15 protein-coding genes and 1 riboswitch are annotated in these 24873 nt (G+C 71.1%); of the genes, 4 read left to right on the top strand and 11 right to left on the bottom strand.

From position 1 onward, the window contains the following. Window positions 1-66: 66 nt before the first annotated feature. The 11 genes from ACIBI5_RS46980 to ACIBI5_RS46930 form a co-directional block, all read right to left on the bottom strand. Window positions 67-1716 (bottom strand): BTAD domain-containing putative transcriptional regulator, encoded by a 1650-nt coding sequence (locus tag ACIBI5_RS46980; RefSeq protein WP_397257213.1) that lies wholly within the window; start codon window positions 1714-1716, stop codon window positions 67-69. A gap of 157 nt (window positions 1717-1873) precedes the next feature. After that, entirely contained in the window at window positions 1874-2293 is a 420-nt protein-coding gene (locus ACIBI5_RS46975) for an SMI1/KNR4 family protein (RefSeq protein ID WP_397257212.1), read from the bottom strand. Continuing rightward, a complete protein-coding gene (locus tag ACIBI5_RS46970) occupies window positions 2290-9114 on the bottom strand; it encodes an RHS repeat-associated core domain-containing protein (RefSeq protein WP_397257211.1) in 6825 nt (2274 codons plus the stop codon). The genes ACIBI5_RS46975 and ACIBI5_RS46970 overlap by 4 nt, the downstream gene beginning before the upstream one ends. Before the next feature lie 67 nt (window positions 9115-9181). Then, window positions 9182-13615, bottom strand: a complete 4434-nt coding sequence (locus tag ACIBI5_RS46965; RefSeq protein WP_397257210.1) for a LamG-like jellyroll fold domain-containing protein — start codon at window positions 13613-13615, stop codon at window positions 9182-9184. Between the two features lie 133 nt (window positions 13616-13748). Beyond that, window positions 13749-14162: a hypothetical protein gene (locus tag ACIBI5_RS46960; protein WP_397257209.1), complete on the bottom strand. Its 414-nt coding sequence runs from the start codon at window positions 14160-14162 to the stop codon at window positions 13749-13751. A 96-nt stretch (window positions 14163-14258) separates the two neighbouring features. Next, window positions 14259-14819 (bottom strand): YbhB/YbcL family Raf kinase inhibitor-like protein, encoded by a 561-nt coding sequence (locus ACIBI5_RS46955; protein ID WP_397257208.1) that lies wholly within the window; start codon window positions 14817-14819, stop codon window positions 14259-14261. Between the two features lie 192 nt (window positions 14820-15011). Next, window positions 15012-16103, bottom strand: a complete 1092-nt coding sequence (locus ACIBI5_RS46950) for a DUF917 domain-containing protein (RefSeq protein WP_397257207.1) — start codon at window positions 16101-16103, stop codon at window positions 15012-15014. Beyond that, window positions 16088-17674: a hydantoinase/oxoprolinase N-terminal domain-containing protein gene (locus ACIBI5_RS46945; protein WP_397257206.1), complete on the bottom strand. Its 1587-nt coding sequence runs from the start codon at window positions 17672-17674 to the stop codon at window positions 16088-16090. Before ACIBI5_RS46945 ends, ACIBI5_RS46950 begins: the two co-directional genes overlap by 16 nt. Before the next feature lie 46 nt (window positions 17675-17720). Further along, window positions 17721-19055 (bottom strand): purine-cytosine permease family protein, encoded by a 1335-nt coding sequence (locus ACIBI5_RS46940; protein WP_397257204.1) that lies wholly within the window; start codon window positions 19053-19055, stop codon window positions 17721-17723. 343 nt (window positions 19056-19398) lie between these two features. Beyond that, entirely contained in the window at window positions 19399-19815 is a 417-nt protein-coding gene (locus ACIBI5_RS46935) for a hypothetical protein (RefSeq protein ID WP_397257202.1), read from the bottom strand. Window positions 19816-19953: 138 nt separating this feature from the next. Next, window positions 19954-20589, bottom strand: a complete 636-nt coding sequence (locus tag ACIBI5_RS46930; RefSeq protein WP_397257200.1) for an NADPH-dependent F420 reductase — start codon at window positions 20587-20589, stop codon at window positions 19954-19956. Between the two features lie 102 nt (window positions 20590-20691). Here ACIBI5_RS46930 and ACIBI5_RS46925 point away from each other — a divergent pair, with 102 nt between their 5' ends. The 4 genes from ACIBI5_RS46925 to ACIBI5_RS46910 all read left to right on the top strand — a co-directional run bounded on the left by ACIBI5_RS46925 (window position 20692) and on the right by ACIBI5_RS46910 (window position 24596). Continuing rightward, window positions 20692-21033: a winged helix-turn-helix transcriptional regulator gene (locus ACIBI5_RS46925; protein WP_397257198.1), complete on the top strand. Its 342-nt coding sequence runs from the start codon at window positions 20692-20694 to the stop codon at window positions 21031-21033. Window positions 21034-21088: 55 nt separating this feature from the next. Beyond that, window positions 21089-22252: a hypothetical protein gene (locus tag ACIBI5_RS46920; RefSeq protein WP_397257197.1), complete on the top strand. Its 1164-nt coding sequence runs from the start codon at window positions 21089-21091 to the stop codon at window positions 22250-22252. A gap of 78 nt (window positions 22253-22330) precedes the next feature. Further along, window positions 22331-23254, top strand: a complete 924-nt coding sequence (locus ACIBI5_RS46915) for an SMP-30/gluconolactonase/LRE family protein (protein WP_397257195.1) — start codon at window positions 22331-22333, stop codon at window positions 23252-23254. A 282-nt stretch (window positions 23255-23536) separates the two neighbouring features. Continuing rightward, a riboswitch (cobalamin riboswitch) is annotated at window positions 23537-23740 on the top strand. A 43-nt stretch (window positions 23741-23783) separates the two neighbouring features. Beyond that, entirely contained in the window at window positions 23784-24596 is an 813-nt protein-coding gene (locus tag ACIBI5_RS46910) for a hypothetical protein (protein WP_397257193.1), read from the top strand. The last annotated feature ends 277 nt before the right edge of the window (window positions 24597-24873 follow it).

Genomic DNA, 24873 nt, shown 5'->3' with positions numbered 1-24873 from the left:
CGGCGCAGGGCACGCTGCTCGTGCGCACTGTAGGCGGGCCCTGTTGCCACGCGGTTGCCGGCGACGTCAGCGGCCCTCGCGGCTGCCGATCCGGCCGAAGATGGCGCTCGACTCCCGGCGGGCGGCGCCGGCCTGGGCGGCTTCGCCGTACCGGTGCTCCAGGTGGGCCAGGACGGTGAGCGTGCGGGCACGCCACAGCGGGAGCTCCAGCGCCTCCCAGAGGGTGAGCGACGCCGACAGCGCGACCCTGGCCTCGGCCGTCGCGCCCTGCTCCAGGCGGAGTTCGCCGAGCGTGCGCAGGCCAAGCGCGCGGCCGAAGCGGTCGCCCTGGCCGGCGAAGACGCGCAGGCTCGCCTGGAGTGCCCGCTCGGCCTGCGGGAGGTCGCCCACGCGGATCCGGATCTTGGCCAGCGACTGGTCGGCGTAGGCGGCGCCGTGCGGGTCGGCCAGGGCGGTGAACAGCCGGCGCGACTCCCGCGTCCTGGCCGCCGCGGGCGCGTACTCGCCCCTGGCCCGGTGCACGAGACCGACGCTGCGCTGCAGCAGCGCCTCGCCGCGCCGGTCGCCGATCTTCTGGTACGCCCGCAGCGCCCGCCCGAGCAGCCACAGGGCCAGTTCGTCGTCGCCCCGCTCGCGTTCCACGAAGCCGAGCATGTAGACGGCGTGCGCGTGCCCGGCCAGGTCGCCGAGCGAGGCGAAGATCGACGCCGCCTCCAGCAGGTCGGACTCCCCCTCCGCGAACCACCCGCCCTCGGCCCGTACGGTCCCCAGCCCGGACAGGGCGGCCGCCAGATGCCGCCGGTCGCCGAGCCGCTGGAAGGCGCGCCTGGCCTCCTCGTAGGCGGCCACGGACTCGGCGAAGCGGTCCTGGGCGAAGCGCATCCGGCCCAGCCCCAGCATCACCAGCCCCTCGCCCTCAAGATCGCCGGTCCGCCCGACGGCCTCCTGGCCGCCGGAGCGCCCGCCGAGGCGGGGGTCGCCGCGCAGGATGTCCTGGCGCAGCCGTACCAGGGCGGGACCGGGGTCGAGCCCGAGCTCCCCGGACAGCCGCGCGCGGACCCGCTCGAAGACGTCGAGCGCCTCGGCGACGCGCCCGGAACGGTACAGCGCGAGCATCAGCAGCCCGGCCGGCCGCTCACGGGCCGGGTCGGCCGCCACCTCCTCGGCCAGCGCGCCGAGAACCTGCCGGTGGCGCCCGAGCCGCAACGACGCCTCGGCAAGATCTTCGAGCGCCTCGCGCCGCGCCTCCTCCAGCCTGACGCAGAGCAGGTCGCGCGCCCCGCCGACCGCCGCCTCGTCGAGGGCGGGACCGCGCCACAGGTCCAGCGCCTGCCGCAGCAGCCCGGCCTTCTCCTCGTCGTCGAGGCTGGCGGCGGCCTGTTCCCGCAGTACGGCGAAGCGATGCGTGTCCACCGCCATGGGGTCGATCCGCAACCCGTAGCCGGACCCGGCGGCAAGAACCTCCACGTCGCTCCCGGCGAGCAGCCCACGCAGCCGGGACACGAGCACCTGAACCTGCCTGCGCCCGCCCTGCGGCGCCCCGTCCGGCCAGAACGCCTCGGCCAGCCGCTGCAGCGGAACCATCCGGTTGGCCGAAAGGGCCAGCACGCCGAGCAGCAGCCGCTGCTGACGCCTGGGCAGCGCCACCGGCGCCCCCGCGCGCCGGAACTCGACCGGACCGAGCAACAGGACGCCGTCACGTGGTGACTTGATCACCTGTCCATGATTGACCGGGCGTCGAGTAATGACGTCAACGGATATTCAACCGAGACGAATCCCACTATTTCCCGAAAAAACCTTAGCGTGTCCGAGGCACGGCCGATATGCGAATGATACGGATCAATGTTCGGGGAATGGGGTACGTCACCTTCCGTCATGGATCATCGCCGTAGAGGCGACTGATGAGCTCCTCAACGCTCGATGCGATGTGCACCCATTCCGGAGATCCGGAGAATCTCAGGTGGAGCACCCTCGGAACCGTGGATGTGGCTCGATAGTCCAAGGCGATGGGCATGTCCGGGCCCAGGTCGCCGATCACAATGGAGAGGGACGGCTCGATGCCGACGCTTCGCCCCTCGACCGGTGACCCGTAGACATCCTCGGTGCCAGAGCGCTGCCAGAATTCGTTCTGTCGTTTCATGTCGGGCAGGTCATAGAAATAGGGGTGGTCCGGCTCTGCTCCGAAAATGTCCAGATAGACGCGCTCACATGGTGGCGGCACCCACCTGCCCGCCCTGATCAGCGCGATCAGAGCGGGCGGAAGTGGAAGTCCTCCTATCAGGAGGTCCGTCACTGAGGTTGGCTCCATGCTTCGAGGCCCGTGGCCCTTCGGAGCGCTGCGAGGATCGGCTCCCGGAATTCCATCGGCGCTTCTAGTTCTCCATGGTGACGCATGTTGACGCCCAGTGACCTCCAGCCTACTTCGAGACCTCCGTTTCGCACGAACGCCGTGAAGGCGACCGTGTCGCGGGATCCGTCGAAGAACTCCATGTTGGTGGGCCTATGCCCGCCGTTGCGAGCGACAAGGGCATGGGGGCCGCTGCTGAGCCGCGCCACCAAACGGCCTGTGCCGGGATCGAACACACCGCTGAATGCATAGCCCTCTTGCATGATGGTCGCGGAGGCCCGGTTGTGCGGAAGGGACTGATCCGTTGAGATCACCCTGAGGTCGCTGACTTCACAGTTGTGGACGAGTGCGGACGTCGCGCCGGCGAGAACGTAGTAGGTGTGGAGGTCGGCGACGGTGAGGTTGTGCACTCGGGCCTGGGCGCTCCAGGCCCTGACCGCGGTGATCTGGACGTAGGTGCCGGCGGCGGTGCGCAGGAGCTGGCCCGGCCGCAGGTCCTTGGCGTCGCGCCAGGCCTTCTCGTTCTCCACCCAGAAGGGATGACCTTCTGTGGCGATGATGTCCCCGGAGACCACGGTGATGGTGACGAGGTTCTTGACGCCTTCGCCGACGATGGTGGCGGTGACGTCCTTGGCTTCGGTGCGGCCGGTCTCCGGGTCGGTGGCCAGGACCTTGTCACCAAGGTCGAGCTGGTCTATGCGTCTACCGGAGCCGTCGGCGAGCAGGACCTTCGTGGACGGAGCGAAACTGTTGGACGTGCAGGAACCACCGCCCGAGCCACGCGATGCCGCCCGGGGATTCTTGCTGCGTTTCGCGGCGCGGGCCATCAGCCCGTCGATGGCGGCGATCCTTTTGTTGATCTCCTCGATTCTGGCGTCGAGCTGTTCGATGGCCTGCCGCGCGGCCTTGACGGCGCCTTGGACCTTCTTGTAGATCTTGATGCCCATCCGGACCCTGGTGGAGAGTTTCCAGATCAGGCCGCCGATTTTCTTGGCGGGCACCACTTCGAGGAGCAGGCTGACGCACTTGCCCACGCTGCCGCTGAAGCAGCCCTTGATGTCTTCGATCTTGAGGAAGTCTTTGATGAAGCCGATGCCGGCGGCTTTCAAGGCTTCGAGCACCGCGTTCCGCTTGGCGATCTGCTGTTGCTGCCGACGCTCGTTCTCCGCGTTGTCGCGCCCGGATTCCAGGCCCTTCCTGGCCCTGTCGAAGTCGCAGGGGCCCTCGCAGTCGTCGTCGTCCAGCTGGTCGTCTCTGCAGGGGGGATCGAGGGACTTCGTGCAGGCGATGCCGCTGCAGCAGGGGGCCATGCCGGTCGGGTCGGACAGGGTGACGGGGTTGTTGCTGGCGTAGTTGTAGCCGTTCATCTGCTGCGAGTCGCCCATCTGGATGAGGGGGTCGACGGAGATGAAGCGGCCGGTGACGGGGTCGTAGCCGCGGGCGCCGAGGGTGGTCAGGTCGGTGCTGTCGTCGGTGATGCCGCCGACGAAGCCGCGCTGGTGTTCCTGAGGCCATTCGCCCTGGGCGCCGCGTAAGCGGCCGAAGGGGGCGTAACGGCGCTGGCCCAGGGCTCCGGTTTCGGCGTTGATGGCCAGTTCGGAGCTGCCCTGGTGGTCGCCGATGAGGTAGGTGACCCCGGCGGTGGTCCGCATGGCGTTGCCGACGAAGCGGCGCGCGGTGGTGGCGGTGGCGCCCTTGGCCAGGTGGACTTCCAGGCCGGGCAGGTACAGGGTGGTGCCGTCCTTGTCGCGCCGGATGAGGCGCTCGCCGTCGGCGGTGTGAAGGAAGCGGGTTTCGCCCTTCTTGTCGTCGTTGACCTGGGTGAGTTCGCCTTCGGCGTCCCAGGTCAGGGTCTGGTTGCCGCCCTGGGTGTGGCGTTCTGTGGTGTTGCCGGAGGCGTCGTAGGCGTAGGAGGCGGCTCCGGAGACGGTGGTGAGTCGGTGGGCCTTGGCCGGGTCGTAGGCGTAGGTGCGGTCGGACTGCCGGGCGCCGCCGGAGGGGCCGGCACCGTAGAGGGACTCGCTGCGGCGGTTGCCGGTGTCGTCGTAGGTGTAGGCGGCCCGGTAGGGGGCGGGGCCGCCGATGGTGGTGTCCGCGCCGGTCTCGGCGCACGGCGTGTCGTCGGGCTGGGTCCAGGCCTCCGACAGGCGCGACAGCTCGTCGTAGCGGAAGCACTGGTTGTCGACGCCGTCGCGGGAACTGTCCTTGACCTGGGTGATGTTCCCGGCGGGCTGGTAGGCGTACTGGGTGCTGCGGTCGGTGCCGGGCATGCCGAAGTGCCAGGTGGTGGCCTTGGCCAGGCGGCCGGTGCCGAACTCGTAGTCGAAGGTCTGGTCGATCTGCTTTCCGGCGGCGCCGGACCGCATGCGCAGGCCGATGAGCCTGCCGGTCTTGGTGTAGTCGGTGCCGATCAGATAGGTGGACAGCTGGGACTTGGTGGAAACCAGGCGGCCGAGGTCGTCGTAGGTGTAGGCGATGTTCTCGGCGGGCAGGCCGCCGGCGGCGGGGCTGCTGCTCGCGGCCACGCTGCCGTCGAGGTTGTAGCCGGTGTCGAAGACGTAGCCGCCGGCCGGCGCCAGGGCCCCTTCGCCCGCGGGGAGCGTCACCCTGGTGCGCTGGGGGCGGTCCAGGTTGTCGTACTCCTCCACCTGCGTGGTGTAGCTGTCGTTGCCGACGATGCGCGAAGAGCTGGTCAGCTGGCCCTTGCGGACGGTGTCGTACACCCATTCGGCGATCTTGGTGCCGGGTGCGGAGGTGGTGGCGTCGTACTTGGCGATCGGGCGGCCCAGGCCGTCGTACTGAATGCCGATCTTGTGGTTGCGGGCGTCGGTGGTGAGCACCGGCCGGTCGAGGTCGTCGTAGGCGACCTTTTCCACGCCGCGGTCGGGATCGTCGCTCCGCACCCGGCGGCCGAGCAGGTCGTAGGTGTAGGTCCAGACCTGGTTGCCGGGACCGGTCACCGAGTCCGGCCGGCCGAGGTGGTTGTAGCCGAACTTCGTGACGACCGGTCCGGCCGCGCGGTGCTGGTGCACTTCGCGGGTACGGCCGTGCACGTCGGTGTAGGTGGTCACCGGGGTACCGCCGGACGGCGGGATGACCTTGGTCCAGTCGTCGCCGTACTCGTAGCGGGTGCTCCACAGCTCGTTGGCCGCGCCGTCGCTGTTGCCGGACAGCAGCCGTTCGGTGAGCAGCCGGCCGCGGCCGTCGTAGGTGTTCCAGAGCTGGCTCTCCACCGCGCCCACGACCGCCGCGCCGAACCGGGCGGGTCGCGGGTCGCCTTCGGCGTAGTAGGGCGCGAAGGTGTAGTGGACCTGCCCGGCCCCGTTGTAGATGGTGTCGGAGATGATCCGGCCCTTGGTGCCGCCGCTCTTGCCGGGAGCCTGTGACTGCCGTGGCCGCAGCCAGCCGTCGAACAGCGTGAAGGAGAGTTGCTGGCCGCCGTCGTTGGTCAGCGTCCTGGCGCCCACGGCCACGATCGCGCCGGGGTTCATCAGGTACTGGTACTCGTTGTCGGGAACCTGGCTCTTCGTACGGCCGGGCCCCCAGACCTTCGAGGTGCGCCCCAGCGCGTCACGGTCCGCGATGGTCGTCTTGCCGCTGGGATTGGTCTCCCGGATCGCCAGGCCCCACGCCGGATCCAGCACCCTTGTGGTGCTCATGGCCGATTCTGGGTCACCGGCCCTGGCCCGCGGGGTGGTCGAGGTCACCTCGGTGGTGACGCCGTGCGGTTCTGAGTAGTCGGTGGAGGAGATCAGCCCGGCGGCGTCGGTCACGGTCTTCGGCCGGCCTAGGACGTCGTAGCTCGACCGGGCCATCACCTGGTAGGAGGTGATCGCGGTCGCGGTGGCCGCGACGGCCCGCTCGGTCTTGGTCACCTCGCCGTGCGCGGGCGCCGCCTTGAACGCCTTGTCGTCGTAGTAGCTGCGTACGTCGGCGACCAGGTCGGTGGTCAGGTTCGGCGTGTCGGCGCAGCGCCGGGCCACCGTGATCACCCGGGCCGCCAGCCTCAGCACCCGCGACCCGTCGGCGGTCAGCTCGGTCCTGGTGCATTCCTCGTCACCGGGGACGCCGACCTCGCCTTCGTCGTCGATGGCCAGCGCCGTGCCGTTGGTGAGGTCGAAGTCGGTCACGGTGGAGCGGGTCTGCTGCCAGGAGGAGCCGGCCTGGGCGAAGGTGCGGGTCGTCTTGGTGCCGGTGAGGTTGGCCGTCATCGTGCCCCACGGCCGGGACTTGCTGGCGGTCTGGTGGTGCCATGGGCTGGTGACGGACTTGCTGACCGCCGCGCCGTCCACCTTGTCGTAGGTGACGGTGCGCAGGGTCATGCCGTGCAGCGACTCGTGGTCGGTGGGGTTGCCGCCCTCGCCGTCGGGGAGGGTGACGTTTTTGGTGCCGCCGGAGGGGCCGGCGCGGTCGCCGTGCATGCCCTGGAAGAACCAGTGGTCGGTCTGGGACGGCGTGCCGCCGCTGGCCTGGCTGGTCGCGCCGCTGATCACGCGGACCCGGTCGTAGCCGCGCCAGTTCGACCACGTCCTGTACTTCTGCGGGGTGATGCCGTCGTCGTCGGCGTAGTGCCAGGCGGGCCGGCCGATGCTGTAGTCGTAGCGGGTGACCATGTCCGAGCCGCCGCCGGTCAGGTCGGTCTGGATCAGCGCGCGCACCACGTACTTGTGGAACCAGTCCAGGCTCGGGTCGGCCCCGCCGTTGGCGTTCTGCCAGAACGTGGGGAAGCAGCGGCGCCGGTTGGTCGCCGGTTCGGGCAGGTCGGAGGGGGTGCAGTCCGTCTCCGAGTAGGTGATGTCGAGTTTGCCGCCGGTCTCGTTCTGGATGGCGGCCACGCGTTCCTTGATGAACGGGCCGACGTCGTCGCCGAGTTCGTCCACCCGGTTGGCCAGTTGCTGGTAGACGAAGCTGACCGGCGGCGTGGTGATCGGCGCGGGTCCGGCGTGCCCGGTGTGGGCGATGTCGGTGAGCTTGAGCTGCCGGTCCACGTCGGCGATGCCCCACAGGTGCTTGAACTGCCACGAGTCCACCTCGCGGTGGCCGGTGCCCGCCGGGTTGACGACCTTGGTGGTGACCTTCGTCAGCCGCTTGCGGGTCCAGAAGCTCGGCGTCGCCGTACCCTTGCCGTCCTTGCACTCGGTGCCCTGGTCGCAGTTCATGTCCCAGGGCACGTCCGGCCAGCGGGCCGGGTGGGCGCCGATGTCGCCGCATTCGTCGGCCAGGCAGCGTTCGGCGTTGGTGAACTCGACCACGGCCGGAGGCGTGGCCGGGAAGAGGTCGCCGCCGCGCAGGCCGTACTGGATGGAGGTCAGGTAGCCGCCGCGGGTGTAGGGGGTGTCGTCGGCGGCGCGCAGGTTGCGGCCGTAGTGGTTCTTCTCCTTGGCGTAGTAGAGGGCTACGGCGTTGCCGCGCGTGTCCTCGATGTAGTCGAGGTTCCACCGCCAGCCCTGCGCGCACCAGGAGTCCTTGAAGGCGTCCTTGTGGCACGGCTCGCCGCTGTCGTTGCCGAAGACCGGCACGTCCCAGGCGGCGTTGGTCTGCGGCTTGCCGGAACTCCAGCCCGGCAGGCGGTTCTTGCCGAAGTAGTACCGGGTGCCGTCGGGGGTGGTCACCCGCCAGTGCTCGTTGTCGTCGTCGCCGTTGCCGGTGTCGGCGTCGGTGCCGGTGAGCCGCTGGACCTTCGTCCCGTTGTCCTTGGCCAGCACCCAGGAGTCGGCGCCGGTCGGGATGAGCTCGCCGCCCGATCCGCCCAGGGAGAGCGTGGCGTTGTCGTAGGCCCAGCACTGGTCCATCGGCTCGACCTGGTAGGTCGGGTCCTTCGGCACGCCGTCGTCCTTGCAGGACTTGTACTTGCGCTCGATGTACCCGGGCGACAGCTCGAAGCCGTCGCCGGCCCACGAAGCCTGGTTGTTGCTGCTCACCGTGCGGCCGTCGATGGCCGCCGAGGAGTAGTTGACCGCCAGGTTCGGCACCAGCCCACCCGGCACCGGCGGCACCCGGAGCGGGTAGGACCAGGAGAAGTCCCCCGACTGGGCGCTGACCTGCCACGTGGACGACGGCGAGAGCGAGGTGACCCCGAAGTCGCCCTTGTCGCCCGCCGCCGCGGACGTCACGGCCAGCACCATCGGCTCGGCGCCGAGGTCCACGCCCGCGCTGAGCGTCCTGGCCGCGCTGTCGTTACGCCCCTTCAGCGGTACGGCCCGCCGGCACTCGGCCCGGTCCGGGCTGGTCAGGGCGCACGCGGGCAGCGCCGCCAGGCGCATGCGGGAGCCGAAGCCGCCTCCGTAGGCTTCGGCGAAGGGCGCGTAGTCCACCGTCATCGTCACCTTGCCGGATGGCCCGGCGGTGCGGGCCGCGGTGATGATCGGGCCGCTGACGCCGGCACGCTGTGAGGCGGCGCGGTCGTGGGTCTGGATCTTCACCCGTCCGGTGGACGACGGGCCGGCCGGTGCGGCCGCCACCGCGCCGGCCTTGCGGGCCGTGACGGCGGCCGCCGCCAGGTCGACCTCGGCCGTGGCCGGCGCGGGCCAGTTGACGACCGGGTCGGGCGCCTTCGGCTCGCTGATCCGGGGTTTGACCGCGGCGGATCTGCCGGGCACGACCCATTCCCTGTCCACGGGTTTGGGCCGGTCGCGCTCGGAGTCGGCGATGGCCGAGCGGTAGGTGGGCGGGACGAAGAGCAGTCCCGCCGTGAGCACCAGGGTGAGCGCCGCCCGGAGCGTCCGGGATAAGGACGCGCGACGGCGGCGTGCGGCATGGACGCGCATGCCGTACCTCCAAACGAAGAGTGGGGGTGACGGGGTCGCCGCGGCGGCGCGGCGACCCCGTGGCAGGTCAGTCGGAGTCGTTGTCGTTGAGCGCGTCTTCTGAGACGACTGACATCTCCGACCACAGGGACAGCAGGTCGATCAGGGTCTCGTCGGCGGGGCCGCGCAGCACCCAGATGTCGTCGACGTGGCCGGACCAGTTGGCCGAGGTGCCGCCGCGGCCGATCTGCGCCGAGGTGACGGGCCCGGTGAGGGCGACGTCGTGGCGGTAGGACTTGACCTCCGCCTCCGGAGCCGCTTCGAGGGTGCCATTCACCCAGAACTCCAGCGTCTTCTCCCGTGCGTTGTAGACGATCGCCAGATGGTCCCAGTCGCCGAATCCGGTGTGGAAGGCCGGGTGTTCGACGATGCCGGCGCCCGGGATCTCCACGACGTAGCGGCCGATCTCCCCCATGTCCGGATCGCCGCGGCCGGGGTCGAACTTCACCCGCAGCGCGCTGCCGGTGGCCGTGGGCAGGTCGAGGACGGTCATCGCCTTGCGCGCGTTCCCGCTGGTCTCCACCCAGGCCGAAAGGGTGAAACTCTCCCTCGGGTCCAGGATCGCCGCGGCGACGCCGGCGTAGTCGGCCGCCGCGCCGGGCAGGTGCAGGGAACCGGGCACGGCGCTGTTGCTCATGGGGGTCTTGGGCACGAAGCGGGCCGCGCCGTACAGGCGGACGGGGGTTCTGATCGCCTCGCCGCTGTCGTCGGGAGCGCGGTTGAGGTGCCACTTGTGCGCCACCGTCAGCATCTCCCTCGACAGCGCCGCCGCCTCCTCGACGGTGACGATCCGGTCGTAGACGCGTACGTCGTCGATCTTCCCGGGGAAGAAGTCGAGCGGCGTGGCGGCCCACTGGACCCGGCCGATCGTGAGCGGGCCGCCGGCCCGCCAGGCGCTGGTGTAGTCCATCTCGCTGCCGGGCTCGCCGTTGACGTAGACGCGCACCTTCTTGGCGACGGCGTCGTACACGCCCATCAGGTGGGTCCACTCGCCGGGCCTGGCGGGCTTGGCCGACCAGGCGCTGGAGGACGGAACCGACGTCGAGTCGGAGTTCATCCGCCAGAACACCCATTTCTTGGCGTTCGGGTCGTAGCGCAGGCAGAAGCCCGACACGTTGACGCCGTCCTGGGCCGCCACGGTCGCGTACCCCGTGGGCAGGGTGTCGGGCAGCTTGGCCCACGCGGTCACCGTGAAGCTCTGCGTGGTGTCCAGCACGGCGCCGTCGGTACGGGCGAACGCCGTCGTGCCGTCGCCGGCCATGGCGGTGCCGCGCGAACCGGCCACGCCCAGGTGCGGCGTTCCGGACACCCGGGCGGGGAAGCGGCCCTGCGTGTCGGCCAGGATGACCGATCCCGCGGGGTCGTTGAGCTTCCAGTGCGCCTTCGGCGCGCGGCCGGGGGCGACCCGGAACCGGTAGACGGCCGAGCCCTTGGAGTAGTTGCCCGCCTGGTCCCTGACGCGCACGTAGAGGCTGTTGCTGCCGATGACCTTGGGGAGCAGGTGCAGCGTCTCGGTGGCGCTGCCCGCGGTCCGGCGGCGGAACTGGGCGGGTTCCTCGTTCACCGCGTACGCCCACTCGGTCACCGACGGGTCGAAGGTGACGACGAACCTGCCGTAGCGGCCCATGCCGTCCTGTGGCACCTGCGCCGGATCCAGGGGGTTCTCCGCGACGTACCCCTCGGGCCCCGGCGAGGTGATCGCCGGCAGCGGCGGCGCCTTGGTGTCGAAGACGAAGTAGCAGGCGGTCGCCGCGCCGTTCGAGCTCCACGGCCCCTTGCCCTTGCGGCTGTCCCAGGCCCTGACCTGCCAGTCGATGACCGTGTTCTCCGGCAGCAGCCCGCGCGGGACGTGCGCCATGAAGCTGTTGGCCACCTTGCCCGACCTGGCGCTCTTCGGGTCGGTGAAGTGCCGCCATGTCCGGGGCTGCCCGGCGGCGTTCTTCCAGGACACCAGGAACTCCGCCCGGACCTTGTCGGCGGTGCGGTTGTAGGTGTCGGGGTCGCGCAGGTTCTTGGCGATCAGTTTCGGCGTGGACCAGTTGAACACCGACGGGTTGCCCGGCCCCTTGCACGGGCCGCCCGGCTCCATCTCCAGCTGGCTCATCCTCGGCTGCAGCGGCGGCCGGTTGTAGTGCACGCGCAGGAAGGCGCGCGACTCGAACCGCTTCCAGGCCAGCTGATCGCCCTCGTCGGCGGCGCGCAGCCCGAACGTGGTGTCGCGCCAGCCCTTCTGCGCCGCTTCCCTGACCCCCGAGGTGACGTTGAACAACACGTCACCCGCGGGGCAGGTGCTGGCTGCGCACCCCGACCAGCCCTTGGCCACGTTGCGGCTGTCCAGCTTGCGCAGCCAGTTGTCGGAGGTCGAGTTCCAGGTGGAGTTCTTGCCGAACGCCTTGGTCAGATGGATGTTCACCGGCCGCTTGCTGCCCGAGGCCGCCCACACCTCCCGCACGTGGAACTCGGCCGACAGGATCTGCTTGCCCGCCAGCCACCCGGTCGGGACGCGGTAGAACAGCCGCTTCTTATGCGGGGAGCCGCAGCTGCGGCCGCTGGAGGGCAGGCCGATCGGGCACCGGCCCATCCCCTGGTCCTTGGTGAAGTTGTAGATCTCGAACCCGCTGCTGGCCACCATGAGGTTGGCCGAGCTCATCGGCGTGCGGTACATCGGGTCGATGTACACCGGGAACGTCGTGTCGGCCGCGCTCAGCATCGCCGCGTCCGGGACCAGCGTGAGCCGCCCGCCGGACAGCTCAGCGCCGATCGCGGCGATCTTCGACGCGTCGCCCGGCGCCGCGTCCGTCGCGTGCGTGGTCGGCGGATCCACCGGGCCGTCCTCACCCGTCGTCAGCTCGGCCGCGCCGCCTCCCGGAGCCGGCGCCGAGTCCCACATGATGGGCTTGGGCGCCTCGAAGATCACCGCGTCGTTGGCCGGATCGACCGCCTCCTGCGTGCCCTCCGCGTTCGTGCTCACCGTCAGCGTCGGCGCCGCCAGCGTCAGGGTCAGACTGGCCAGCCGGGGATCCTGCGCCGCGGCCGGGGTCTTGACCACCAGCGTGTGCGCGAAGCCGTCCGGAGTCGCCTTCACCCGCAGGTCCACGTCCGGGCCCATCACCCCGGTGTACACGGCGGTGTCGTGGTCCAGGGTCGGCGCGGGCAGCGCGCCGGGCCAGGTCAGCGACATCGTGTGGCCGGAACGGGTGAGCGTCGCCATCGGTCCCGTCCCGCCGGCCGACAGCCGCAGATCCACCAGCGAGGTGTACGGCCGGACCGCCCCGTCCTTGAACCGCAGGCCGTTGTACAGGGGAACCCACGTGTCACCCTGCTTCACGCGGATCGGGGTGAGCCGGTCCTGGACGTACATCGTGCCCTCGGGGGTGGCGTACACCTCCCGCGCCTCACCCCGCTCGGCGAGCACCTCCACCAGCTGGCCGGAGGTCTCCGCGGCGGCCAGCGCCTCAGCCTCGGTCGGCCGGGGGTCGGTGGAGACGGTCCACTTCCGTTCCGTCAGCGACACGTTGTCCAGGAAGGCCGTCAGCTCGCCCTTGCCGCCGAGCTGGAACGTGAGCGCGCCCTGGGAGGTGTCGGCCGTGGAGTCGAAGGTGTAGGCGAAACGCTGCGGCTGATCGGTCAGCTCCACGTCGGCGGCGAAGATCTCCGGGCAGGTCTCGGTCTCCTCGCAGACCACGGCCCTGATCGCCGCCTCGGCCGTGGCGTGGGCGTCGAAGGACAGCGTGTAGGTCCGCTTGGCCTGCAACGTCCGGCCGCTCTGGCGTACGTGCGCCTGCGCGGGTTCGGTGGTGCCGCCCGCCACGGTGATCTTCGCGGCGCCGTTCTCGGCCGCCAGCGTGGCCGGGCCGGCCGCCTGCCAGGACGCGGTGTCGGTGGTGAACTCCCCGTTGACCAGCACCTTCTTCGTGAACGAGCCCCGTCCGTAGAAGGCGACCTTCTGGTAGGTCCAGCCTTCGGCCAGCGCGCGGGCCTTCTCCGTCTCGCCCACGACGTACCGGTGGGAGGGGCCCTTGATCAGCTGGTGGACGGGGAGCAGTCCCTCCCCGTCCGCCGCCTGCGCGTGGAACCGGACGCCCTCGTCCACGTACCCCTGCGCCACGGCCTGATCGCGCTCGGCCGGGTCGAGGGTGAAGATCCGGTCGCCGCCGGACTTCCGCATGCCGGTCACCGGCGACAGGCCCGTCACGGCCTCACGCGCGACGTGCAGAACCTGGCCCTCGGGGGTGTAGCCCCATCTGGCCACCGCGCTGTCGTACTCCGTCTCCCAGGTGGTGAACAGCGTGTTGTCGTTCGTGGTGGTGCCCCGTAAGCGGTACAGCGGTTTGACCATCCACGCCGTCGCGATGTCCACCGCCTCGGCGTCCGCCCTGGGCGGCGTCCAAGCCGTGACGAGCAGGCCCGCCATGACCAGCGCCGCCGCGGTCAGGACGGCCGTCCACCTTCGTAGCCCCATGCGTGCTCCCCTGGTACACGATTCCCCGTGGCATGTGATTCGCCTCAGCATCGATCGGGGCTCGCCCGGTGGGTAGAGCGGCGCCGCCGCTTGGGAAAACGTGGGAAACCGGGGCGCCGATCCCTGGGGATCTCTAGGTGAACAGTGAGCCGAAGCGGCCGGTCACCGTGTTGGAGTTACGGCTCCCGCTGCTCCCGCCCGGTATCTGGTACGACACCTTGGCGTAGACCTCGTCGCGGGCTCCGATGTCCTCGTTGAGAAAGTCGCCTCCGATGACTTTCGACGAGCCGAGGATCCGGACCAGCCGGTCATCGGGGTTGGGCCACGGGTCCGAGCCCATGAGCGTGAAGTTGAGCACCTGGGCGTCGGTACAGGAGACGTCCACCTGGTACAGGTCGGGCCCGGGGACCCGCTGAATGGTCAGCCTGCACGTGCCCGCTGTGGCCTGGCCGGCGGCCGAGGCGGGTGTGACGACCCCGGTGAGCGCGAGTGCCGCGATCAGCAACACTCCGCCCACCCGGATGATCCCTTTGCCGGTTGCCTGCATCTCTCATGTCCTTCCGTTTCGCGGGAGTCTGTCCTCACCCGGGAGGGCGTGACACCCGGTTCCACGGCGTTCCACGGCGAGATGTGGCGCTCTGGTTCACGACTCGCCGGACAGCCTCGCCGATCCCAGCGACGCGTTGGCGATGATCCTCGCCGCGGTCTGCGTGGACGAACCGGAGGTCAGTTCGGACAAGGTCGCCCTGTTGAGCGCGTGGACCACGAACTCGTAGGTGTTCACCGTGCGCGGCGAGCAGGGGCCCTGGTATCCGAAGAGGCTCGCGCTGCCGCGGTAGTAGACCTGCCTGGATCCCGAGGGGATCGAGGGCCTGTAGGCGTGGTCGACATTCTGCGGGAGCGAGGTCACGCTCACCGGAATGTCATAGATCACCCAGTGAATGAGATTGTTGTTGTCGAGGTCGCGCATCACGATCGCGTGGCTCCTGGCGGCGGCCGGGGCGCCGGCCCAGGACAGGGGCGGGGACTCGTTCCGCTGGCGCGGGTCGCTGCCGCCGCTGGTGCATTCGTGAACCTTCGGGATCACGCCACCGGGCGAGAAGGCGCTGCTGGTCAAGGTGAACGCCTGGGACGAGGCCGCGGCCGGCGGGGTGGTGACGCACAGGACGAGGAGGGCGTACAGCATGACGCGGACGACGGTCATGGAGGGCTCCTAAGGATGGTTCCGATCCCATCCACACATATACGGAGATCGTCGTCACAGTTTATGAATGACCCTTTTATCCCACCACCATTCGCTTATGCATAACATCGCCTTTTGTGTGATTTCGTCGTCAATATCGGAGGAAATTGATTGTGGCAGCCGGAGCCGCGCGGGCGCGGCTCCGGCCGCTGATCACAGATCTTCCAACGGGACGTACGGGTCGGGCAGGCCGAAGCCCGCGGGGCCGAAGCAGGCCAGGGCTTCGGGGGTGCGCATGATCGGCGGGGTGGAGATGCCGTAGACGGTCAGGCGCTGGCCGTAGGCGAGGGATTCGGTGGGGATGGGCGCGCCGGACTCGCTGTTGAGGGTGCAGATGAGGTCGGGGACGATGGCGACCATCGTGCCGTTGCGGCGGGCGACGAGGTGTTCGTTCTGGAAGGTGATCTCCAGGACGTCGCCGGGGTCGCCGGTCGCCTCCAGCCTGGCCCTGCCGCGGGCGAAGCCGTCCACGGTGCGGCGTTCGACGTCGACGACCTTGCCGTGGAACAGGACCGTGCCGAGGCTGTAGATCGTGCCGGCGAGCATCTTGGTGAGGGCGTCGAAGGGGTCGGCGTGGGTGGCGCGGGCCTCGCGCAACGTCTCGCCGATGCGGCGGCAGAGCGTCAGCGTGCCGTGCACGGAGGTACGGCGGACCTCTGCCGTGTCCATCGGGTAGTCGCTGATGGAGGAGGCGCCGCCCATCTGGATGGTCAGCGCGCGGGCGAGCTGTTCCATACGCTTGTTGTCGCCGGCGGTGATGATGGCGGTGTCGCCGTGGTCGGAGGCGATGGCCATGGGCGACCCGGACACGCCCAGCACCCCGAAGGTCTGCATCTGGAGCTCGGGGAAGGCCCGTCCCATGCCGTCGGCGTCGACGACCGGCAGGCCGAGCTGGGCGGCGAGCATGAGCGGGATCATGCTGTTCAGGCCGCCGCACTCGGTCGGCATGACGGCGTAAGCCGTACGCCCGAGATGCCTTTCCAGGGCGCGGAACGCGGCCGCGTTGCCGTCGCCGGACGGGAGCTTTTCCACGAACACCGTCGGCGCGCCCATCATCGACGACGGCAGGACGAGCGCGCCGTCGGGCAGCTCGTCGGCGCCGATGATGTGCACGGTACGGCCCGCCGCCATCTCCTTCTCCACCAGCAGGCGCCCGATGTAGGGGTCTCCCCCGCCGCCGGTGCCCAGGACGGCGGCGCCTTCCGCCAGGTCGTGCAGGCCCTGCGGGGTCAGGTCGTAGCCCACTGGGACGCCTCCTTCGGGGTGCGGCCGAGGTCGAGGTCGCCAACGGCGCGGACGATGACGCGTACGGCGTTGCCGGGCAGGTAGTTGACGTGGATCTCGTCCACGTGCACGACCTGGACGCCGGCCGGTTCGGCTCCGGCCGAGACGGCCAGGTCGATCGCCTCGGCGCGGGCCTGGTCGAGGACGTCCTCCCGGGTGAGCTGGGGGCCGGTGACGAACAGGCGGTCGACCTCGCCGCCGATCTGGCCGATGGCGGCGCCGATGGCGTTGGCGACGCCGTAGTGCTCAGGGACGCGCACCTCGGGTACGCCGGGCAGTTCGGGCGGCATGAGGATGCTGCCGCCGCCGACGATGACGACGGGCAGCGGCTCGGCGCTCAGGCGCATCCGGTCGACGAGCCCCGCCACCCGATCGGCCATCCACGCCACTCCGCGCCGCACCAGATCGCGGTCCAGATGGCGGACGAGCGCCGGGTCTCCGAGCTCGGCCATGCCCGCGGCGACGGCCAGGTCGGTGGCGGTGAGGGTGTCGCCGCCGAAGACCAGGGCCTGCTCGGTGAGCCGGTAGCCGACCGAGTCGGGGCCGATCCGCAGGCCGGGGTCGAGGGTGACGCGGCTGCCGCCGCCCAGGCCGACGGAGACGACGTCGGGCATGCGGAAGTTGGTGCGCACGCCCGCGATGTCCACGTCGGTGCTGGCCTGGCGCGGGTAGCCGCCGGTCAGCACGCCGACGTCGGCGGTGGTGCCGCCGAGGTCGACCACGGCGGCGTCGGTGACGTCGGCCAGGAAGGCGGCGCCGCGCATGCTGTTGGTGGGGCCGCTGGCGAAGGTCCTGACGGGGTATCTGCGCGTGTACTCGGCGTCCATGAGGGTGCCGTCGTTCTGCGACAGGAACAGCGGGGCGCGCACCCCGACGGCGGTGAGCGCGCCGGTGAAGGCGTCGACGATCTCGTCGGCCAGGTCGAGCAGGCAGGCGTTGACGATCGTGGCCGACTCCCGTTCCAGCAACCGGATGCGGCCGATCTGGTGGGACAGGCTCACCCGGAGGTGCGGCAGCTCGGCGCGCAGGATGTCGGCGGCGGTCAGCTCCGCCTCGGCGGTGACGGGGGAGAAGACCGAGCTGATCGCCACCGTGGTGATGTCGTGGGCGGCCAGGTCGGCGGCGGCCCGCTTGAGCTCGTCGGGCTCCAGCGGCGAGATGGGACGGCCGTCGACCTCGTGCCCGCCGTGACACAGGTGCACGCTCGGGCGGATGGCCGCGATCAGCTCGGCCGGCCAGTCGGAGGTGGGCGGCAGCGCGGCGGTCGCGGGCAGCGCGAGCCGTACGACGCCGGTGCGGGCCAGGCGGCGGCGGGTGACGAGCGCGTTGGTGAAGTGGGTGGTGCCGATCATGACTGCGGTGACCTCGCCGCGGTCGAGATTGTGGCTGTCCAGCAGGTCGGTCAGCGCCGTGACGACGCCGCGGGTCACGTCCGCGGTCGTCGCCGTCTTGATCGTGGCCACGACGTTCATGGCCGGGTCGAGGAGGACGGCGTCGGTGTGGGTGCCGCCCACGTCGATGCCTATGCGCACGGTGCGGCGCTCCTGTCTGCGGGAAGGCCGGGGTACGGCGCCGCGCTCATGCGGCGGATGCCCGGTTGGAACCGGTGAGCCCTGCCTTGCCGGCCAGGGCGTACAGGACGAAGGCGGCCAGCAGCGCGTTGAGCGCCGGGATGCCCCAGGTGACGTAGTGGCCGATGAGCGCGGCGGCCACCCAGACGGCCAGCGCCGCGGGCACCCAGCCGGGCGAGCGCGCGGGCAGGGCGCCCTGCTCGCGGGAGGTGTCCAGGACGGCCCGCCACGTGCGGACGACGTAGTACTCGGCCACCATGATCCCGGCGATCGGCGGGATCGCCACGCCGAGCAGGATGAGGAAGCCGACCAGGTGGTCGGCCATGCCGAGGGCGGCCAGCGCGGTGCCGACCACGCCCAGCCCGACGGTGACCGCGGCCCGCCCGGCCTTCAGACCGAACGCGGTGTAGAGGGTGTTGGTGACGCCCAGGCTGGCGGCGTACAGGTTCCAGTCGTTGACCTTCGCCGTCGCGGTGATCAGCACGAGGATGCCGACCGTGCCGGAGGTGGTGGTGACGATGGTGACGACGTCGCCGGTACGCAGCGCGTGGGCCAGCAGGACACCGACGAGCGCGAGCACGTACTCGCCCAGGGAGATGCCGAGCACGGTCTGCTTGACGACGTCGGCGGCGTTGCGGTTGAAGCGGCACATGTCCGGCGAGATGACCGCGCCGACGATGAACCCGCCCGCGACCAGGGTCGCTCCCTGGGCCAGGCTCATCGCCGGGCCCGCCGGGCTGGAGGCGATGAGCTCGCCGAGCGGGCGCTGGGCCAGTTCGACCGCGATCGCCCAGCCGGCCAGCGCCAGGAACGCCGGGACGGTGATCCAGGCGGTCCAGGCCATGCCGGCGAAGCCGTGCACCACGATCGCGGTGATGACCAGTCCGCCGGCGATCGCCCAGATCCACGCCGGTGAGCCGCCGAGCAGGCCCGAGACGCCCTGGGCCAGCACGGCGGTCTGCACGCCGAACCAGCCGAGCAGCGCGGTGGCGATGACCAGGCCGACCAGGCCGGAGCCGTACCGGCCGAAACCGGCCCAGCGCGCCAGCAGGCTGGTCGACAGGCCCTCGCGCATCCCGGCGATGCCGAGCGCGATCGCGACCAGTTCCAGGATGGCGGCGCCCAGGGTGACGGCCAGCACGGCCTGCCAGAATGTCATGCCGAGGCCGAGGGTGGCGCCCAGGAGGAACTGCGACAGCGCGCTGAGCAGGCCGAAGCGCTGCACGGCGATGGTCATCCAGCCGTAGCGGGCCGACGCGGGGACGCGCTCAAGCGCGTAGTCCTCGCGGGCCAGGCCGGTGTCGGGGGGTAAGGCCGCCTCGGCGGTCGGGGGGTGCGACATCGGTGATCCCTTCCGGGTGATGTGCCAGCGGATATGCCGACGCTAGAGAAGAGATCGCGATATCAAAAGAGGCACGCCGCCCGGGAGCGTTCCGGGATGGCGGCGATCTTCGGATGGGGCGGGTCCGGGCACGTCCCGAGGCGGTAGGCCCGGCTATCGGCCGGCCAGTTCGCAGGCCTCGTCGAGGTGGTCCTCGGTGAAGGGGATCGTGGCGCGGATGCCGCTCCTTCGCGGATCAGGGCCCTCGACGTTGAGGGCCCTCCACCGCACAGCCTCCCCCCTGTGGAGAGCTTAGTAACAGTAATCACTGGAACGACTACATAATGTAGCCACTTGGATGGGCCTACTTGACGAGCCAGAGCTTCTTGCCGCAGTTGTCGGCCTTGCCGGCCCAGCAGGTGTAGGTGAACAGCTTCTTGATGCCGCGCAGCTCGAACTGGCGGATGCCGGTGACGCCGTCCCAGGCGGTGACGCGGCTCTTCCACTGGCCGTTCTTCTGGTAGCGGAACCAGGCGTAGCCCTTCTTGCCGCCGGCCTTGTCGAAGCCCTTCCAGCTGATCCGCCACACACCGGGGCCGGTCTTCTGCACGACGCCGCGGGTGTAGGCCTTGCCGTCGCTGGAGAACAGCTTCTTCCAGGCCACGATGCCCGACTGGCTCTGTGCGGCGGTGGTGGCGCTCTGCGCGTTGGCGGCGGGCGCGATGGCCAGACCGGCGGCGATCGAACCGGCGATGGCCGTGGCGGCGAGAAGCTTACGCATGATTCCTGACTCCCATCAGTGGTGGTGCCGGTGGTGTCCGGCAACGCAGAACCTAGGAAGGATCCGGAGCGACATCCGCGTCCAAATCCACACAGAGCGAAAGAACTTCGCGCCTGGTCTACGGCGTGGCGACCACCCTCACACGGCCGCTGTGGGGAGGCTCGGGACGGCGGATCCGGGGTCGGTACCGGCGAAGGCCAGCCCGATGACGAAGCCCGCGACCTCCTCAAGCTGGCGCGCCCGATCCAGCGGCCCCAGCACGGCCGGGAGTCCGCCGACATCGCGGACCAGGTCGCCGACGACGCGCAACGCCCGCGGATCGTCACCGCACATCGCCACCGTGACGGGGGGTCCGCCGCCGGCGCGGGTCCACTGGGCGGAGGGGAAGACGTTGAAGGCCTTCACGACGTGCGCGCCGGGAGCCAGCGCGGCGATCCGCTGTGCCATCGCCTCGCCGGGGCCGGTCAGCACCACGCCCACGCCGTGCTCGACGGCGTTCGTCGGATCGATCAACGGGGTTCCCGCCAGCGAGCCGCCGCCCGCGTCGCGCAGCATGTCCTCGGCGCCCTGCCAGGACACCGCGAGCAGCACGGCGTCACGATCCTCGACGGCCTGGCGGGGCGTGAGCGCCCGTGCTCCCCCGCCCAGCCGGCCGGCGAGCTCACGCGCCTTGGACGGAGATCGTCCCGCGACGGTCAGCTCGTGCCCGGCGCGCGTCCAGCCTTCGCCGAGCGCCGCCGCCAGCGTTCCGGTGCCCAGAATGCCAATGCGCATCCGCGTACTCCCCTCATGTCGAACAATGTCTGGGCGTAACGGTAGAAAAGTCGTTACGCACCGAACGGTGCGCAACGATCACGCTGGGCGGAGAGGCAGGTCATGGATCGGGATGAGTTCGTGGCGGATTGCCGGGTGCGTGCGGCCACCGATCTGTTCGCCCACACGTGGGATCCGGTGGTCCTGGCGGCTCTCGCCTCCGGTCCGCGCCGTCGGCGCGACCTCCGCCTGGCCATCGGCGGCATCAGGGACAAGGTGCTGACGGACGCGTTGCGTCGCCTGCTCGCGTACGGGCTGATCGACCGCCGGGCACACGCCGAAGCGCCGCCGCGGGTCGAGTACGCCCTGACCGGCCTGGGACGGAGCCTGGTCGACGGTCCGATGCGGGCCCTCGGCCGCTGGGCGATCGAACACGGTGACCAGCTTCTCGACGCCGAGAGGTGACGATCTCCAGGGTGCCACGCATGACGTGGGCACCCACCTTCGTGAAGGCGGCGCCATGACGGCCTGGGCGCGGGTGCGTGATCTCGTCACCGGCCGCGACGCCGGCGGCCTGGCCGACTTCGTGATCGCCCTGTCCGACGCCGGGCGCGCCGAGGTCGCCCGGCGCCTGCCGGAGCTGCGCGACGCCGCCGTTCTCCGGGCGGGCACGGACCATGACGAAGAGGGCGAAGAGTGGGATGCGCCGGGAGATGGCGTCGGCGGCCACGGGAAGGTGCTGCGGATCGCGGGGGCCGGTGTGCTGGCCGGTCCCGCCGCGGCCGTCGCCTGGCTGACCCGGCGCGAGTTCGCCGACCGGCACGCCGGGACGGAGGAGGTGATCCGGGTGCTGGCCGCGCAGCCGGCCGCGTGGCAGGCCGAGGTGGCCGCCCGGCTGGCCCGGAAGATCCGCACGGCCGACGACCCCGGCGCCCCTCTGGCGCTAGGGCTGCTGCGGGCCTGCGGCGCCCCGCCGCCCGAGCACGACCCCCTCGTGCTCGCCTGGCTCCGAGCCCGGCCGTCGGGCGACGATCCGCTGCTCGGCTCACTGTTGCCGCAGATCTTCGAGGCCGAGGGCGCCGGCCGCGTCCTGCGTGAGGAGCGTGGCGAACCCGTCCCCACCCGCTGGCCGGCCTTGCTCCGGCGGCTGCCGGCCGAGGGCCGGGTGTCGCGGGCGGAACTGCTCGACGGGTGCCTGCGCCGGTTCCTGCGTGGCGGGGACGAGATCGGGCTGCGCTTCTTCGTGCGGCTGCACCACCTGCTCGACCCGACGCCGCAGGAGGCCGCCGCGCGCGTACGCGACTATCTGCGGTTGCTGCCCGCCGCTCCCGGCGCGGTCGCGGAGCTGGCGCTCGCCCAGATCGGGTACAGCGGCGCCGCCGCGGCAGGCGAGGTCGTCGAGACGATCGGCGCGCTGACGTTCCGGCCTGCGGCCAGGCTCGCCCTGGAGGGCCTGCGCCGGTTGGAACGGGAGCTGCCGCATGCCGCCGAGCCGGCGCCCGCGCTGGCGGCCGCGTTCGGGCACGCCTCCTACGAGGTCCAGGGGCGGGCGGCCAGGATCGCGCTCAGGCACGCCGCCGCCTTCGCCCCGGGCGGTGCGGCCATCGCCGAGGCCGCGCCGCTGCTGCCCGCGGCGCTCGGTGTGAAGGTGACGGCCGTGTACGGCGGGAGCCCCGCCCGTTAGCCGGAGGCCTCGCGGCACTTGCGCACGGCGCCCGGCGATCTAGCGTGGGTCCCGAGACGATTGGAAAGAGGGCATCAGATGCTGCGAACCATCAGGCTCCTTTGCGCGATTGTCACCACGCTCGTCCTGGCCGCCGCCACCGGCGCTCCCGCCGGGGCGGCCGCGGACCGGGAGTTACCCGAGTCGATCCCGTTGCCCAACGGCTTCCGGCCCGAGGGCATCGCCATCGGCTCCGGCCCGCTCGCCTACTTCGGCTCGCTGGCGAACGGCTCCATCTACCGGGCCGACCTGCGTACCGGGCGCGGCGCGATCATCAGCGAGGGTCCCGGCACCCCGTCCGTCGGGATGAAGATCGACGAGCGCGGCCGCCTGTTCGTGGCGGGCGGCACGGCCGGGGACGCCCGCGTCGTCGACACCCGCACCGGCCGGATCCTGGCCTCCTACCGGCTGGCCACCGCCGCCGGATTCGTCAACGACGTCATCCTCACCCGCGACGCCGCGTGGTTCACCGACTCCGCCAACCCGGTGCTCTACAAGCTGCCGCTGCGCGGCGGACGGCTGCCCGCCGACGTGGTGCGGGTCCCGCTCACGGGCGATCTGGTGTACGGCACCGGCATCAACGCCAACGGCATCGCCGCCACCCCCGACGGCCGGGGCCTGATCCTCGTGCAGTCGAACACCGGCGGCCTGTTCCGCGTGGACGGCACCGGTACCACCTCCCGGATCGACCTGCACGGCGAGTCGCTGCCGCAGGGCGACGGCCTGCTGCTGCGCGGCCGGACCCTGTACGCGGTGCAGAACCGGATCAACACCGTGGCGGTCCTGCGGCTGAACGCGGCGGGGACCGAGGGCCGCGTGGTCCGGCGGGTGACCAGCGTCCTGTTCGACGTGCCGACGACGGTGGCCGCGTTCGGGTCCCGCCTGTACCTGCCCAACGCCCGCTTCACCACCCCGCCGACCCCCGACACGACGTACGACGCCGTCGCCATCCCCCGCCCCTGACCCGGCACGCGGGCCTCATCGATCGGAGACCAAGGCCCGGTACCCGCACGGCACCACGGCCATGCACGCGACGCATCCGATCTCCCGGCACACGCGAGATCGGATGCCCGAGCCCCGAAGCGCCCCCGGCCCGAGGCGCGACGCCCGAGATGCCACAGCCCGAACATGCCGCGGTCCGAGGTGCCGCGGCGTGAGATGACGCGACCCCATGCCGGGAACACCTCGCCGCGTCACGCCCAGGCCGGGCGAGGCATGGCCGCGTGCGCGACCCGCGCAGGGCATATGCTTCCTCCTGCGGCTGGCCCGGCCCCGTTGAGGGATCGGCGCAAGAGGGAACCCGGTGTGAATCCGGGACTGCCCCGCAGCGGTGAGCGGGAACGACCGCCGTCCACGCAAGCACTGGGCTCCGGCCTGGGAAGCGACGGCCAGTAGGAACGTGTGAGACGCCCGCGAGTCCGAACACCTGCCACCGCCCGCGCGCCGCCCGGCGCGCGGCCCCCAGGGGTTCCGCGAGGGAAAAGGACCCGACGTGAGACAGCGCACCACCGTGCTCGGACGCCCGGCGACCACCACCGGCCTGTGGGAAGGATGGCGGGCGCTCGGCCTGACCGACCTCCCGCTCCACCACCCCACCTTCCGCTCCCCCGCGACCTTCGGCGTCGCGGAGGGGTCGGCGCTCACCCCAGCCACCCGCTTCCGGCTCGACCACGGCGCGCCGCTCGCCGCCTACCTGGCGGTCAGGCGGCTCGGCTTCGAGGTACGCCCGGTGCTACCCGGCCCGCTCGCCTTCCTGCGAAGCACCGGCGGCCGAAGCGCCGGCGGCCCGGGCTTCGATCCGCTCAGCCTGCTGGAGGCGTTCCTGGAGCCGTACGCCGAACTGCTGGAGCGGCTGGCCACCGCCGGAGCGCAGGAGGTCCAACTGGACGAGCCCGCACCGGCCGACCCTGCGGACCTGCGCCGCCTGGCCCGCGTCTACCGGCGGCTGGGCGAGCTGAGCAACCGTCCCCGGCTGATGGTGTGCCTGTGCTCGGGCGAGGCCGGTCCCGCGCTGGCCGTCCTGGGCAGGTCGCGGGTCGAGAGCATCGCCCTGGACTTCGTGACCGCGCCCGGCGCCCTGGACGCCCTCACCCGGATGGGCGGCCTGCCCCGCACGACCGTGGTGGCCGCCGTCGTGGACGGCCGGTCGCCACACGCCGGGCCGGTGGACAGCGCCGCGGCGACGTGCGCCACGATCTCGGGCCTCGCCGACCGGCTCGTGGTGGCCGCCTCCTGCTCACCACGCCAGCCCGCGCCCCTGGAGACCGCCGCCACCGTGGTCCGCGTAGGACTCGGCCATGCCTGAACCCTGCTGACCCCGCCACGATCTTCACGGGCGTCCGTGACGGCCATGTGACCGTCACGTGTGGACCGCTACCTCGCTCGGGGACATGCGTTTGTTCGGTTTCATGTCCGATGCCCCGGAGCTTCCGTCGCTCACCCCGAGGGGACCAGGGGTCTACGGGCTGCGGGTGCCTGGTGCGGCCGGCCGTTCGCGCCTACCGGGAACGGCTGCGCGTCGCGGATGGCGACGGCACGTCTCGAACGTGACGCCCCTCGGCGGTCGCCGGATCGTGATCCTG

Origin of the sequence: Nonomuraea sp. NPDC050540 (assembly GCF_044457485.1) — a bacterium.
GTDB lineage: Bacteria > Actinomycetota > Actinomycetes > Streptosporangiales > Streptosporangiaceae > Nonomuraea.
This window is presented reverse-complemented; position numbering and strand designations above follow the sequence as displayed.

Excerpts from the sequence above, each read along its gene's own strand:
- ACIBI5_RS46970 (WP_397257211.1), bottom strand. The coding sequence starts at position 9,114 with ATGCGCGTCCATGCCGCACGCCGCCGTCGCGCGTCCTTATCCCGGACG.
- ACIBI5_RS46965 (WP_397257210.1), bottom strand. The coding sequence starts at position 13,615 with ATGGGGCTACGAAGGTGGACGGCCGTCCTGACCGCGGCGGCGCTGGTC.
- ACIBI5_RS46960 (WP_397257209.1), bottom strand. The coding sequence starts at position 14,162 with ATGCAGGCAACCGGCAAAGGGATCATCCGGGTGGGCGGAGTGTTGCTG.
- ACIBI5_RS46955 (WP_397257208.1), bottom strand. The coding sequence starts at position 14,819 with ATGACCGTCGTCCGCGTCATGCTGTACGCCCTCCTCGTCCTGTGCGTC.
- ACIBI5_RS46940 (WP_397257204.1), bottom strand. The coding sequence starts at position 19,055 with ATGTCGCACCCCCCGACCGCCGAGGCGGCCTTACCCCCCGACACCGGC.
- ACIBI5_RS46935 (WP_397257202.1), bottom strand. The coding sequence starts at position 19,815 with ATGCGTAAGCTTCTCGCCGCCACGGCCATCGCCGGTTCGATCGCCGCC.
- ACIBI5_RS46930 (WP_397257200.1), bottom strand. The coding sequence starts at position 20,589 with ATGCGCATTGGCATTCTGGGCACCGGAACGCTGGCGGCGGCGCTCGGC.
- ACIBI5_RS46925 (WP_397257198.1), top strand. The coding sequence starts at position 20,692 with ATGGATCGGGATGAGTTCGTGGCGGATTGCCGGGTGCGTGCGGCCACC.
- ACIBI5_RS46920 (WP_397257197.1), top strand. The coding sequence starts at position 21,089 with ATGACGGCCTGGGCGCGGGTGCGTGATCTCGTCACCGGCCGCGACGCC.
- ACIBI5_RS46915 (WP_397257195.1), top strand. The coding sequence starts at position 22,331 with ATGCTGCGAACCATCAGGCTCCTTTGCGCGATTGTCACCACGCTCGTC.